At 40.5% G+C, this 13,384-nt stretch carries 18 protein-coding genes; 9 read left to right on the top strand and 9 right to left on the bottom strand.

The features are described from left to right. Window positions 1–79: 79 nt before the first annotated feature. The 3 genes from ABE41_RS02480 to ABE41_RS02470 are packed head-to-tail and all read right to left on the bottom strand — an operon-like array spanning window position 80 to window position 2,263. A complete protein-coding gene (locus tag ABE41_RS02480; protein WP_066286203.1) occupies window positions 80–835 on the bottom strand; it encodes an SDR family NAD(P)-dependent oxidoreductase in 756 nt (251 codons plus the stop codon). Then, entirely contained in the window at window positions 832–1,947 is a 1,116-nt protein-coding gene (gene mutY / locus ABE41_RS02475; protein ID WP_066286202.1) for an A/G-specific adenine glycosylase, read from the bottom strand. Before mutY ends, ABE41_RS02480 begins: the two co-directional genes overlap by 4 nt. Window position 1,948: 1 nt before the next feature. Next, window positions 1,949–2,263, bottom strand: coding sequence for a hypothetical protein (locus ABE41_RS02470; protein ID WP_066286195.1), 315 nt, complete (start codon window positions 2,261–2,263; stop codon window positions 1,949–1,951). Window positions 2,264–2,301: 38 nt separating this feature from the next. On the opposite strand from ABE41_RS02470, the gene ABE41_RS02465 reads away from it, so the two are divergent. Further along, a complete protein-coding gene (locus ABE41_RS02465) occupies window positions 2,302–3,303 on the top strand; it encodes a metal-dependent hydrolase (RefSeq protein ID WP_066286190.1) in 1,002 nt (333 codons plus the stop codon). A gap of 14 nt (window positions 3,304–3,317) precedes the next feature. On the opposite strand, the gene ABE41_RS02460 is transcribed toward ABE41_RS02465, so the two are convergent. Beyond that, window positions 3,318–3,584: a YfhJ family protein gene (locus ABE41_RS02460; protein ID WP_066286187.1), complete on the bottom strand. Its 267-nt coding sequence runs from the start codon at window positions 3,582–3,584 to the stop codon at window positions 3,318–3,320. A 102-nt stretch (window positions 3,585–3,686) separates the two neighbouring features. Between ABE41_RS02460 and sspK the strand changes: the two genes are divergently transcribed. Further along, window positions 3,687–3,842 carry a small, acid-soluble spore protein K gene (gene sspK / locus ABE41_RS02455; protein ID WP_066286185.1) on the top strand — a complete coding sequence of 52 codons (156 nt, stop codon included), beginning with the start codon at window positions 3,687–3,689 and terminating at the stop codon, window positions 3,840–3,842. Window positions 3,843–3,881: 39 nt separating this feature from the next. Beyond that, window positions 3,882–4,049 carry a YpzG family protein gene (locus tag ABE41_RS20465; RefSeq protein ID WP_077364736.1) on the top strand — a complete coding sequence of 56 codons (168 nt, stop codon included), beginning with the start codon at window positions 3,882–3,884 and terminating at the stop codon, window positions 4,047–4,049. Window positions 4,050–4,283: 234 nt separating this feature from the next. Here the strand turns inward: ABE41_RS20465 and ABE41_RS02450 are convergent, their stop codons facing one another. After that, window positions 4,284–4,589 carry a YfhH family protein gene (locus ABE41_RS02450; RefSeq protein WP_066286183.1) on the bottom strand — a complete coding sequence of 102 codons (306 nt, stop codon included), beginning with the start codon at window positions 4,587–4,589 and terminating at the stop codon, window positions 4,284–4,286. A 70-nt stretch (window positions 4,590–4,659) separates the two neighbouring features. Here ABE41_RS02450 and ABE41_RS02445 point away from each other — a divergent pair, with 70 nt between their 5' ends. Next, window positions 4,660–5,331, top strand: a complete 672-nt coding sequence (locus tag ABE41_RS02445; protein WP_066286178.1) for an SDR family NAD(P)-dependent oxidoreductase — start codon at window positions 4,660–4,662, stop codon at window positions 5,329–5,331. On the opposite strand, the gene recX is transcribed toward ABE41_RS02445, so the two are convergent. Continuing rightward, window positions 5,318–6,133, bottom strand: coding sequence for a recombination regulator RecX (recX, locus tag ABE41_RS02440; RefSeq protein ID WP_066286176.1), 816 nt, complete (start codon window positions 6,131–6,133; stop codon window positions 5,318–5,320). The two genes, ABE41_RS02445 and recX, sit on opposite strands and share 14 nt — an antisense overlap. Before the next feature lie 140 nt (window positions 6,134–6,273). Here recX and ABE41_RS02435 point away from each other — a divergent pair, with 140 nt between their 5' ends. The 5 genes from ABE41_RS02435 (at window position 6,274) to ABE41_RS20460 (ending at window position 10,156) form a co-directional block, all read left to right on the top strand. Continuing rightward, complete coding sequence (locus ABE41_RS02435) at window positions 6,274–7,179, top strand: TIGR01777 family oxidoreductase (protein ID WP_066286174.1); 906 nt, start codon at window positions 6,274–6,276, stop codon at window positions 7,177–7,179. A 322-nt stretch (window positions 7,180–7,501) separates the two neighbouring features. Beyond that, window positions 7,502–8,632 carry an amidohydrolase gene (locus ABE41_RS02430; protein ID WP_066286171.1) on the top strand — a complete coding sequence of 377 codons (1,131 nt, stop codon included), beginning with the start codon at window positions 7,502–7,504 and terminating at the stop codon, window positions 8,630–8,632. Window positions 8,633–8,882: 250 nt separating this feature from the next. After that, on the top strand, window positions 8,883–9,443 hold the full coding sequence (locus ABE41_RS02425; protein WP_066286169.1) for a GNAT family N-acetyltransferase: 561 nt from the start codon (window positions 8,883–8,885) through the stop codon (window positions 9,441–9,443). 291 nt (window positions 9,444–9,734) lie between these two features. Next, complete coding sequence (locus ABE41_RS20880) at window positions 9,735–9,872, top strand: hypothetical protein (RefSeq protein WP_156774208.1); 138 nt, start codon at window positions 9,735–9,737, stop codon at window positions 9,870–9,872. Between the two features lie 119 nt (window positions 9,873–9,991). Beyond that, window positions 9,992–10,156, top strand: a complete 165-nt coding sequence (locus ABE41_RS20460; protein ID WP_083207620.1) for a YfhD family protein — start codon at window positions 9,992–9,994, stop codon at window positions 10,154–10,156. Window positions 10,157–10,387: 231 nt separating this feature from the next. On the opposite strand, the gene ABE41_RS02420 is transcribed toward ABE41_RS20460, so the two are convergent. From ABE41_RS02420 to pdaA, 3 genes are all read right to left on the bottom strand, one after another. Beyond that, window positions 10,388–10,951 carry a sugar O-acetyltransferase gene (locus ABE41_RS02420; RefSeq protein ID WP_066286167.1) on the bottom strand — a complete coding sequence of 188 codons (564 nt, stop codon included), beginning with the start codon at window positions 10,949–10,951 and terminating at the stop codon, window positions 10,388–10,390. Window positions 10,952–10,979: 28 nt separating this feature from the next. Beyond that, window positions 10,980–12,362, bottom strand: a complete 1,383-nt coding sequence (gene rlmD / locus ABE41_RS02415; RefSeq protein ID WP_066286165.1) for a 23S rRNA (uracil(1939)-C(5))-methyltransferase RlmD — start codon at window positions 12,360–12,362, stop codon at window positions 10,980–10,982. A gap of 117 nt (window positions 12,363–12,479) precedes the next feature. Continuing rightward, window positions 12,480–13,292, bottom strand: coding sequence for a delta-lactam-biosynthetic de-N-acetylase (gene pdaA, locus ABE41_RS02410; protein WP_066286163.1), 813 nt, complete (start codon window positions 13,290–13,292; stop codon window positions 12,480–12,482). Window positions 13,293–13,384: the final 92 nt, after the last annotated feature.

Genomic DNA, 13,384 nt, shown 5'->3' with positions numbered 1-13,384 from the left:
TTTTATTATGGCGAGCATAAATCTCTGCGAACGCTCATAAATCTCTGCGAGCGCTCCGCTTCGCTGTGGCTTGTTTTTATTAAAAATTGCTATAAGACTGACCGCCATCGACGTTCAACGTGCTGCCGACGACCCAGGAAGCTCTCTTGGAAGCTAAAAATACTGCAACATTTGCAACTTCTTCGACTGTACCGAAACGTCCAGCCGAAATATGTTCTTCAACGAATGCATTTATTTTTTCAGGATCTTGTTCCAATCTTTTTTTCCAATTTCCTGTCTCATGCAATATAGAACCAGGGGCTACCCCGTTTACACGGACACCTTTGGAAATCATCTCATCTCCAAATGATTTTGTGAAAGAGATCATTGCTGCTTTACTTGCATTATAAGTCGGCTTTCCGCCTGATTCACGGCCGAAGATCGATGAAATGTTAATAATTGCTCCCCCGTCAGCATTCTCACTCATTACTTCTGCCGCTTGCTTGCTCAAGTCCACAGCTGACAAAAAGTTCAGATGCATTGCTTCTTCAAACTGCTCCAGACTAGTTTCCATAACTGTTGATCCATTACTGCCGCCTGCATTGTTGACGAGAACATCAATAGTTCCAAACTTCTCCAAGAAGTCTTTCATCATACGTTTACGATCATGTTCATCTGTTACGTCCCCTTGAAAAATCTCGATGCCTTCTTTTTGAGCTGTTTCCAAATCACTCAAGGTCCGTCCTACAATTCCAACTTTTGCTCCTTCATCCAGAAATGCATATGCAATCGCCTGGCCGATCCCTTTTGATCCGCCTGTAACGAGGACTGCTTTTCCTTCAAGTTCTAAATTCATACGATGATTGCCTCCTTTATAAGCCGGATAATTTTTTGATGAGAAACAGGAAACGGATATTGATCTAGCTCGTCTGCTGTTACCCATTTCCAATCCTGCGGCAGCTCAACACTACCATTCAGCATTTTTCCTTGCCATATATTGATTTCCCATTTCAAGTGTGAAAAAACATGCTCAATATAGCCAGCCTTCTCCTCAAGTACAACCTCGACACCAATATTTTCATCCAAATATCCTTTTAATGCATCTTTTTCTGCATTCTTGTTCTCAACAACATATTCCGTATTCGGAAACTCCCACATGTTTGCCAGCAAACCTTCCGAAGGTCTTTTGTGAATAAGGAATCTCCCATCTTCTCCAGCTAAAATTCCTGCTGCCATCTTTGCTTTTCTGACCTTTGTTTTACCAAGCTTAACAGGAAGCTCATGCTGTTTTCCTTGCTCGAAACCTTTACAAAGCTCCCTCATCGGACAAAGTAAGCAAGCTGGTGATTTCGGTGTACAGATCAACGCACCAAGCTCCATCATCGCTTGATTAAAGGATGACGGATCCTCGTGGGATATGAGTTCCCGTACAGCTTTTTCAAACAAAATTCGGGTTTTAGGTTTGCTGATATCTTCTTCTACTAAGAGTATTCTTGATAAAACACGCATCACATTGCCATCGACAGCAGGCTCAGGAATGCCATAAGCAATACTTAAAATAGCTCCAGCAGTATAAGGGCCAACACCTTTCAAACCTGCAATTTCCTTTGCTGTATCAGGCACTTTCCCCCCATAAGATTCGCATACTTCTTTTACAGCGGTTTGTAAGTTTCGAACTCGGGAATAATAACCTAGACCCTCCCAAGCTTTAAGTACTTTCTCTTCATCTGCATAAGCAAGATCTTGAAGAGTAGGAAAAAGACTTGTAAACCGTTTGAAATAAGGAATCACCGTATCCACTCTTGTTTGCTGAAGCATGATTTCGGATACCCACACACGGTAGGGATCCTGGTTTTCACGCCAAGGCAGAGTGCGCTTATTTTCACCATACCAAGTAAGCAATTGTTCTTGAAATTGTTTCACATATGACGCATCGAGGGAAAATATACTATTACTTGTTGTGTTCAATTTAGAGATCTTCCTTTACGTTCATTTTTTCAAACGCCCAGCAGTGAATTTTTTCTGCTCCCCCTGAGATAAACGGGAAAAGTTTTGAAAAAACAGGGTGCTCTGAAGACGTACGTTTTTCTTTTATTGATTCATATGCTTCTTTATCGTTAACCTTAAAATATTCAACATAAAGCGACGGCTGATCCGCAGCCCTGTACCACTGAATATCGGATGCGCCTAGTTTTTTAAGCTCTTCAATCACAGATGCCATTTCGTATTCATATGATTGAAGTGTCTCTGGATTTACTTTATACTCCATGAAAACTGTTAACATTAACTTTCACTCCATTCCCTACATAGGAGGTGGTCGCCTTGGATACAGGCACACATATTGTGATGGGGTTGGGATTAGGCGGTTTAGCCATGCTGGACCCTGCAATTGCAAATGATCCAGCGACATCCCAAGCCATCCTTGCCGGGACTTTAATCGGATCCCAGGCTCCTGATTTTGATACTATTCTAAAGCTAAAAAACAACGCAGTCTATATTCGTAATCACAGGGGTCTTACCCATTCCCTGCCTGCATTGGTGATCTGGCCGCTTCTATTATTCGGCATCATATCATTATTTGTTCCGCAGGCAGACAGCGGAAAGCTGCTGTTATGGACCGCTATTGCTGTTTTCCTGCATGTATTTGTAGATATTTTTAACGCTTATGGCACTCAAGCCTTATATCCTGTATCAAGGAAATGGGTCGCTCTTGGTGTAATAAGCATCTTTGATCCATTTATTTTTTTCCTTCATATCGCGGGGCTTCTTCTCTGGTATGTTGGAGTCCACCCGGGATACACATTTTTAGCGGTGTATGTCATTCTTGTCTTTTATTACATCTGGCGCATTCTTGCACGTCAAAGAGTAAACAAAATTGTTTTAGAAAAAATACCGGAAGCAGAAGAAATTTATGCAAGTCCCACAATACGCTGGGGTCAATATCATTTGGCTATAAAATCAAAGCATGAATTTTTCGTTGCTGGCTTAAAAAATGGGAAAGTGACGATCTGGGATACCTTTGACAGACTCCCCGTTCCGCAGACAAAAATCATCGATGCGGCAAAATTGGATAAAAATATTTCGGCCTTTCTTTCCTTCTCCCCTGTTCACAGATGGGAAGTTGAAAAGAACGATCATGGTCATATGGTCCAATTTATTGATCTTCGATACAGAAGTAAAGGTCACTATCCCTTTGTCGCCATGGTACAGCTCGATGAGAACCTGAACATTATCACATCTTATACCGGATGGGTCTACTCAGAAGACCGTCTTAAAAAGAAAATGGATTTCTCACCGATGGATCTTTTAAACAACAATGAATAAGTAAAGAGACGGGCTTAGTTAATCGGCCCGTCTTTTTTAATGAATCGCTGAAATTTTGGATTGCTGGAGAAGTATTCGTGCAGCTTGTGGCCGTAAGAATTAATGAGCTGTGTCACCATTTTCTCGGTTACATCTTGTCCCTCATATTCCCTGCCTGCTTTTGCGCGGGTTGATTCAAAATCTTCCCATAATCCTTCCACCCATTCCCTTGATTCTTGATAACTTAGGCCCGGGTTCACTTTTTGAAGCTGTTTCGCCAATCTGTCAAAACGCTCTTCCATTATTCTCCCTCCTTATCCAATTTTTAAAGAAAGTCCCGTCACATAAAGGTTTCTATTACGTTTCATACTAGTTGAGAACCGATTTAAAGGAGGTAATACCACATGCGTAACAAATCGAAAAACTTCCCTAATCGGATCTCCTTCTCAGGTGAGCCGAGAGCAAAAGAAGAGTTCTCTTCTAAACGGCCAGATGGATCAACTCGCGACCATCCACAGGAGCGAATGTTTCTATCCAATCAACACCGAGATGATCAGTAACTCTTGCGGTTATGAATTTCATTCTGGGGGGTGAATCAGTTGAACAAGAAAGATTACTTCTCATCAACACGATTTAATGGAAAGTACTCTGACCCCTTTCACTCTCCGCGTGCCAATTCGAAGCATGCGTACAATCAAGTGAATGGGGAGACCCAGCAAGCACTAAATAACTATGTGCTTGAAATTCAAACACGTAAGCGTTCATAGTGACGAATAAAGAAGCGGTCCTGTTATCGCTTCTTTATTTATATCTGTTCTTCGTAAACCTTTGTTGCTCTTGAAGGTGGTTGATTTCCGTTTCAGGTTGCTCGCTTTCCGGGGGGGGGCGGGCGGTGAGCCTCCTTGACGCTACGCGCCATTAGGAGTCTCACCTGTCCCACTCGTCCCCCAGGAGTCTCGCACCTTGCACTCCAATCAACTTGTCAATGAAGAACTTCATTTTTATTCCAGCACTGAAATCGGCAATGCCTCTAAATTACTTTGTTTATTTTTATAGCCCCAGGCAAAAATACCATTTAGGTAAAGAACCGAAAAAGTGGAGCCGGGATCTCCTTGTATGCCATATTCTTTTCCGCTTTCAATGGTTGCAGGGTCCATCAGATAGCATTTAGCCATCGCAATTTTGCGTTCATGAACAGCGTACTCACTTACCATGCCCATTTGTTCTGCTTTTTGTGCTTTTGCCCTTAAGGAAGCTATTTCTGCTCTAATTTCCGACTCAGTCATCTCGCTAAATCTTTTTTCCATTTGAATCTTTCCTCTCTTTTCTGTACGCTGAAACGTGGATTCAAACCTACTTTACATAGGAGTGATTATATTGAATAAAACTGTCATTATTACCGGAGGCGGTTCAGGTCTTGGCTTGGCATTAGCAAAGCAATACAGCAATGAATTTAATGTATGCCTGATCGGACGCACGGAATCGAAACTTCAAGAAGCCGTACGAACCCTATCACAAAATAATAATCGCGTTTCCTATCAAGTTTGTGATGCTGCCAATTATGAACAAGTCCAAACCGTTTTACATGCAATATTTGAAAAAGAATCGGTACACCTTTTAATAAACAACGCCGGAACTGGTGTTTTTGAACCTCTAAACGCATTAACAAAAGAGGATATTGAGCTCATGGTCAATACAAATGTGTATGGAACGATTTATCCTTCACAAGCAGTTTTTCCTTTTTTTAAAAAACAAGGCTTCGGCAAAGTCATGAACATTATCTCCACTGCCGGCCTAAGAGGGAAAGTGAACGAGTCTGTCTATTGCGCTACTAAATTTGCTGTACGCGGTTTTACAGAAAGCCTCGTCAAAGAATGGGAAGGAACCGGTATATTCCCTACAGCGGTCTATATGGGTGGCATGGATACGCCATTTTGGGACGAAACAGACCACATTAAAGACCGCTCCCGTTTAAAATCTCCAGAAACAGTAGCAAAAATGATTTTCGATCAGGACGATAACCGTTCAGAAATTTTTATAGATCGTTAAGCTCGTCTCCATTTAGAACTTCCGATATAACTGAAGAATCAAAGCCCTTGCTGTATAAAAACCGCTTCATGCGTGACTCATACTCAAAACCGCTGTATTTCTTATACTTTTGATGCGCTTTTCTCGCATGAACCAGCAGGGCTTCTTTTTCTTCTTCAGGAGTCTGGCTGATCTTTGCTTCTTGAAAAGCCATCTCTATCACTTCCCAATTGAATCCTTTTTGCTGAAGCTGCTGAGCGATTTTTTGCTTTTGCTCTTTTTCAGAACGTTTTGCATTGCTTCTGAATTGTTTTTGAATAAACTTTACTGAAGCTTCCAGCTGTTCCTCATATGTGAACTGGTCTAGCGCCTCTTCCGTATCGCCCTCGCCTATGCCTTTTTTCTTAAGCTCTTGCCGGATAGCACCCGGTCCTTTAAAAGAAGTATTCATACGGGTTTTCACGAACGAATCCGCAAATGTTTTATCATTAACAAAATCATACTCTGATAATTTATCGATAACCCTTTTGATCGTGGATTCAGTAACCTCTTTTTTCTCAAGATACGCTGCTATTTCATGGACTGTCCGCATTCGATACGACAAAAAATGGAGTGCTTTATTAAAAGCCTTTCGATATTCATCTTCTTCGATGATTTCTTGCCACTCATCCTCATCGATCTCCATTCCTTTTTGCAGCTGAAACTTTATTAAAACATCAGCATCCACACTAAAAGCGAACTCTTCTTTTTTTCCTTTTTGAATAAATACATTAAATCGTTCATCATTTTTTTGCTGAGCAGAAATCCTTGTTATTACAGCCATCTACCCACCTTCTTTCACCTTATATTTTAACATAAGTCTTATCGCAGTTAGAAAAAATACCCCTTTTAACGTTCTAAGAACAAGGGAATTGAATAGGAAGAGGTAAATAGTAATAAAGATAATGTTGAGAGGAGCCTATTATGAAAAACATTTTAATATCTGGCGGCACTGGATTTGTCGGAAAACACATTACAGATTTATTGACGACAGATCAGTATAAAGTCTTTATCCTGACAAGAAATGCAATGCACAAACCAAAACAAGAAAACGTTGCTTATGTTGAATGGCTAACTCCTCAAAGCATGCCAGAAAAAAATCTCCCTAAAATCGATGCAGTTATTAATCTTGCCGGTGAGTCCATTAATGGCAGGTGGACTGACGATAAAAAACAAAAGATTTTAAACAGCCGTTTAAAAGCAACGGAATCCCTCTTAGATCTTGCCAAAAAACTCCCTGAGCCTCCTTCTGTCTGGATCAATGCATCTGCAATCGGCTATTATGGAACATCTGAAAAAGAAGTTTTCACAGAACAAACAACAAGACACGGATCTGACTTTTTAGCTGAAGTCGTTAAAGCATGGGAAATCAAAGCAAGCGAAGCGAAGACTCTAGGATGCAGAACCGTCTTTACACGTTTTGGATTAATCTTAGGCAGTGGTGGCGGTGTCCTCCCAAAGTTATCTCTCCCTTACCGTTTTTTCGCAGGAGGAACTGTAGGGTCTGGTGAACAGTGGGTTTCATGGGTGCATGTTGAAGATGTTTCCCGCTTAATAAAAGAAACGCTCCTAAACGATAAATACGCTGGTCCCGTAAACGTAACAGCTCCTGGGCCTGTTACGATGAAAGAGTTTGGCCAAGTTACAGGAGATGTGATGCATCGGCCACACTGGCTGCCTGCCCCTGCATTAGCTTTTAAGCTTCTATTTGGAGAAATGAGCATGCTGATTTTAAAAGGCCAGCAAGTACTTCCTGAAAAAGCGATGAACTTAGATTTTTCATTTAAATATCCTCACTTAAAGGGGGCTTTACATGATTTGTTACAATGATATTAAAAGGCTTTCGTAATACTTGTTGCTACTAGATCATGTTGATTTCCGCTCCAGAATGCTCGCTTTCCGCGGGGCGTGCGGTAAGCCTCCTCGGAGCTTTGCGCCCTTAGGAGTCTCACCTGTCCCGCTGATCCCGCAGGACAAGGAAGGCTTCGACAGCGTTACATCGCACGAAGAAAATGTGATTTTCATTTTCGAGGAGTCTCGCACCTTGCGCTCCAATCAACTATTCGAAGAAGCGTACTCAACAAAAAAATGTTTGAAAGCAACAATTTTTTCGAAATGAGCCTAATAAAAACAAATGACTAGGTGATTCATTATGAAAAAGTTAATTCAAAAAGCAAAAGTTTACCCTATAACGAGCTCTGAACTGGAGCAAGGAGATGTTTTAATAGAAAACGGAAAGATCCTTGCTGTTGAACCTAATATTGAGCCTTCTTCTGAAATGGAAGTTATACATGCAGAAAACCTTCATCTTCTCCCTGGATTTATTGATGTACATACACATCTGGGTCTTTATGATGAAGGGACAGGCTGGGCAGGAAACGATGCCAATGAAACACATGAGGTACTTACACCGCATATACGCGCGATCGACGGCTGTCATCCTCTGGACATTGCATTTAAAGATGCTGTAAGATTCGGAGTTACTACCGCCCACATCATGCCAGGAAGCGCGAATGTAATCGGCGGCACGACTTCAGTTATTAAAACACACGGTCATGATATACGGAAAATGATTATAAAAGAAACGGCTGGACTTAAAATTGCACTAGGAGAGAATCCAAAACGGATCCATAGCGGACGCCATAATGATTCCATTACCCGCATGGGAATTATGGGTATGCTCCGTGAAGCTTTTTACCAGGCACAGGGTTCGGCTTATCAGGATAATCTCCGTGTCGCTCCGATTGCTGCAGCCTTAAATCGCGAGATACCTGTGCGTATCCATGCTCACCGTGCTGATGATATATTGTCAGCTGTCCGATTTGCAGAAGAGTTTAACCTGGATTTCCGAATTGAGCATTGTACAGAAGGACACTTAATTGCAGATTCGTTAAAAGATCTAAATCTGAAGGTCAGCGTTGGGCCAACATTAACCCGAAAGTCTAAGATTGAACTAAAAAACAAAACATGGGACACGTATCGTATACTATCTGAAAATAATGTCGAAGTTTCGATCACAACTGATCATCCATATATCCCTATCCAATACTTGAACGTTTGTGCAGCTATTGCAGTACGGGAAGGTTTAAGCGAAAAAAAGGCGCTTGAAGGAATCACGATTGCACCAGCCAGAAACCTTGGAATAGCGAATCGTGTCGGAAGTATTGAACCCGGGAAAGATGCTGATTTATCCTTGTGGACAGAGCATCCGTTCCACTTTTCTGCAACCCCAGTTATGACGATGATTGAAGGCGAAATAATTTACAAAAAATCTATAAAATAACTATTTTCTTTTTTAGAAAAATGTCTTATGATACAAGAAGAGCAACATGCGGATTTCAATTAATCCGGGTTAACTAAAAAGTGCTCTTTGAACACAAAAATTATTTTCATAAATTAAATATTGAGCAAGGGAAGGCAATTGGTGCGCCACCAGCTATGACTGGTCCTAGTGGGTTCGATTCCCACCCCGAATTAATTTTTATTCTTAATTCGAGGGTGGGGGATAATTCTGCCCTCTAGGAGGGATTAAATTGTTGAAAAAGCGTGATTTATCAGACAGTCATGTTCTTTACAATTTAATGGTGCACCCAGACGTCTTCCCTTTTGTACGTCAAAAAGCTGCTTCTTTTGAAGAATTCATGTTTTTAACGAAGCAAACGATCGAGGAAGAAGACCAAGGAAATATCATTTCCAGAACGATTTTGGATGAGTGGCATAATCCTATCGGCACCATTAATTTATTCGATGTTCAAGATGGCTACGGTTTTCTTGGAACATGGATCGGTCAGCCATACTTTGGCAAGGGTTATAATAACTTAGCAAAAGAAGCATTTTTTTCTGAGTTATTTTTTGAAAAGGATATTCATACCGTATTTATGAGAATCCGAAAGGTAAACATTCGCTCACAAAAAGCTGCAGAAAAAATCCCTTATGTGACGCTTGCAAATGAATCACGCAAGGATATCTACGACCAGCTCAATCAAGGCGAAGAAATTTATAACCTTTATCAGATCGAAAAAGATAACTATTTGATGCATCAGCTGCGTACTCAGCCGCTTGAAGTGGCAGAGGAGCAATTAAAGGAAGCTTAATACACGAAACAAGTTAATAAAGCTTGCACATACTAAGACCACCTTCATCTTTTGAGGGTGGTCTTTTTTTGGCTTTTTCGGTAAAACTTTGATGCTCTTGAAAGCAGTTGATTTCCGTTACAGGATGCTCGCTTTCCGCGGGGCGTGCGGTGAGCCTCCTGGCGCTTTGCGCCGTTAGGAGTCTCCACCTGACCGCTCGTCCCGCAGGAGTCTCGCACCTTTCACTCCAATCAATTTTTCAATGAAGAGCAACACAAAAGCTTTAGAAAATTTTTAAAGGAGGTCTTTATTATGAAAAGCAGCAAACGCGAAGCAAAAGAACGCAATAACGATTTAACCAAAACGCAAGAAGTCACTTACAAAGAAGAATTAAAATCTGCAGAATCCGTTGCAGAAACTAAAGAAATGACGAATGAAGACTATTCATAAGTGGTGAATTCTTCCTGTATCAGATTTTAGTATTCTGCACATTCTAAGTTCGAGGACAAGTTCCTCACAAGCTTTTGATTTACGTTTCAAACATTGTATATCTTTAAGGAGGTATTTTTGTGGAAAAACGTAACCGAAAGTCCCCATCGCACAACAAAGCTAATGCTTCACAAGCCAAAGGACTTGACGTCGAGTACTCAAGTGAATTGGCAGATCAAAACGATCTTGAAGCGCAAGCTCGTGCACAAGCCGCTGACCGACGCCAGAAAAACGGCCGTCGCTAAGTGCAAAAAGACCTGCTGGGATAGCAGGTCTTTTTTTAATATAAGGAATTTTCAAAAGTGCATAACCTGTGGATAAAGTTATCAACAGCTATGTGTATAATGTGAATAAATTGATTAACCATATAAATTAATATGTGCAATTCTGTGCAAAAATTGTGGATTGTACACAGTTTCTGTGGAAAACCATGTGGATAGTGTGTATATATCAGAATTTTTGAAGCAATAAAATTATTATTTTACTGAAAGCTCTTTTATAATTCTTGCTGGGTTTCCACCTACAACTGCTTTATCTGGTATATCTTTCGTGACTACCGCCCCTGATGCAATTACAGCATTGTTGCCGATTGTTACACCTGGATTAATAATAGAACCGCCTCCTAGCCATACATTATCTCCAATATGAACAGGCTTTCCATATTCCTTCCCTGAGTTTCGTTCATGAGGATCTAACGGATGTGTTGCCGTATAGATATGAACCCCTGGGGCCATCATGCAGTTATCCCCAATGCGAACTTCACAAACATCTAGAATTGTACAATCAAAGTTCGCGTAGAAGTTTTTCCCAACATGTATGTTGTACCCGTAATCACATTTGAAATTAGGTTCTATACCAATGTTTTCACCAGTTGAGCCAAATAATTCTTTAATAAGCTTGCTTCTCTTTTCAGCCTCGTTCTCGAAAGTGTCATTGTACAATCTCGTTAACCTTCTTGCTTCTATGCGCTCTTTCTCTAATTGAGGATCATTTGGCCGATACATTTCACCGTTAATCATCTTTTCTTTTTCTGAAGTCAAAAGAAAGCCTCCCCATACTAAACTAGTGTTACTTTAAGACCAACGTACAAACAGCTTCTACTTGTGCTGTTTGCGGAAACATATCCACAGGTGTTATGTTTTCAACTTCAAATCCTTTACTTATCAACATGTGGACATCTTTTGCTAAAGTTGAAGGATTACAAGAAACATAAACCATTCGTTTTGGTTTTATCTTTGCAACTGTTTCTAGAAAGGCTTGATCACAGCCCGTTCTCGGTGGATCTACAACAATCACGTCAGGACGCCAGCCTACTTTTAGCCATTTAGGCAGCAGTTTTTCTGCTTTTCCCGTTTCATACTGGGCATTTGAAATGCCGTGTTTTTCCGCATTCTTTCTTGCATCTTCTATGGATTCCTTAATGATATCCATCCCTCTTACTTCTTTTGCATCTTTTGCAAGCCACATTCCAATGGTTCCGGAGCCGCAATAAGCATCCACAAGCTTTTCTTTGCCAGTCAGCTTTGCCTGCCTTTTTACTTCATCATAAAGTTTTACCGTCTGCTGGGGATTCAGTTGAAAGAATGCGCGTGCAGAAAGCTCAAAGCGAAGATCTCCTAAATGCTCTGTTATCGTGTCTTTACCGTACACGCCTTCTGTTTGATCTCCAAAAATAAGAGACGTCTTTTCTTCATTTATATTTTGAACGAAGGAAGTTACTTGCGGAAGCCGTTTTTTCACCTCTGCTATGAACAGTTCTTTTTTAGGAAAAGATTCTGTTGCTGTAACAAGGACAAGCTGGATTTGATCCGTACGAAAGGCTGTACGAACCACAATTGTGCGAATGCTCCCTGTTCGTTTTCTTTCGTTATAAACTGGAAGGTTAAGATCACGTATGATCTGTTTAACTTTATTCGTCACGATATTCGTATCTTCGTGCTGAACCAGGCAGTGATCGATATTAATCAATTTATGAGAGTTGCTGCTGTATAAACCTGCGATTACTGTATCGTTTAACTTGCCAACTTGAAACTGGCTCTTGTTACGGTAATACCATGGTTCTTTCATCCCAATAGTTTTCTCTAGAGGAAGTTCGTCTTTAGGAATTTTTGTGTAACGTTCAAATGCCTGTGCAACGACATCCCTTTTTTCTTTTAACTGTGACGGATAGGCCAAATGCTGAAGTTGGCAGCCTCCGCACTCCTCATAAATGGGGCATGGCGGAGTTGTCCGGTTTTTTGACTTCTTTTTAATCTTTTTAATTTTGCCTTCTGCTCTGTTCGGAAACACTTTTGTGATTTCCACCTGAATTTCTTCACCAGGAAGAGCACCAGGAACAAATACCACCTGGCGTTTATAAAATCCGATTCCTTCTCCATTTATACCTAGTCTTTTAATACTTAAAGGAAAGCTTTGTCCAGTTTTTATGATAGGATTAGCTGTATTTTTCATATAATTTCCACTCATTTCCTCGCTAAAAAGTCGCTTTTCTTATTGTAGACGAAATGCGCCAGTTCTACCAATAAGAATATAAAAAAGCACCTTTGGATCATTCACAAAGGTGCAATCTTATGATCTGAACAATAAAGGAGGCGCAGCTTTCTTTAACTGCAGTTCGTCCAGACTTTTAAAGGTATATCCTCTTTTTTGCAGGGCTTCGATCGTTGTTTCAAGTGCATCCGCGTTGTCTTTTGATACGGTATGCAATAATAAAATACTGCCAGGATGGATTTGTTTCATGATCTGGTTGTAGGAATACTGCCAACCACGCTGTTTGTTGGTTTCCCAATCAAGAAATGCAAGTGACCAAAACACATGAGTGTAGCCTTCTTTTTTTGCAAGCATAATCGTTCTTTCACTGAAAACACCTCTAGGCGGACGCAGATAGTGCATATCTGTCTTACCAGTGAGTTCTGTGTATCTCAGTTTTACTTTTTCTAATTCATTTTTTAAACGCGAATCAGAAATTTGTGTCAGATCTGGATGATGATATGAATGATTACCTACTATATGCCCTTCTTCAGCCATTCTTTTTATTAGGTGAGGGTGAGTTTTCATAAATTGTCCGGTTACAAAAAAGGCAGCAGGTACTTTTTTTCGTTTCAATACATCCAGCACATTATCTGTATAACCGTTTTCATACCCATTATCAAACGTTAAATAGATGTCTTTTTTGTTTGGATCACCTAGAAAAAGACTGTCATATTTGTTAATGAGTTCAAGATATTTCGAATCAGTGACCGGTGGAGTTTCTTTCCCCTTTTTTTCAAAAAACCATTCCAGCTTTTGATTCGATACACCTCGTTCGGCATAAGTAACATGTGATTGGGTAAAAAATATAATGGAAACCAAAATCAGGCACAGGAGCCGGTTGATTTTCATAAGAACTTCCTCCTTCAAACGACAACCTATACCTTTATTGTGTTTTGATTAGCCAAAACCATGCTAGGGATATTAAGGAAACAGCGGTGATT

Origin of the sequence: Fictibacillus arsenicus, from assembly GCF_001642935.1 — a bacterium.
Taxonomy (GTDB): Bacteria; Bacillota; Bacilli; order Bacillales; family Fictibacillaceae; genus Fictibacillus; species Fictibacillus arsenicus_B.
This window is presented reverse-complemented; position numbering and strand designations above follow the sequence as displayed.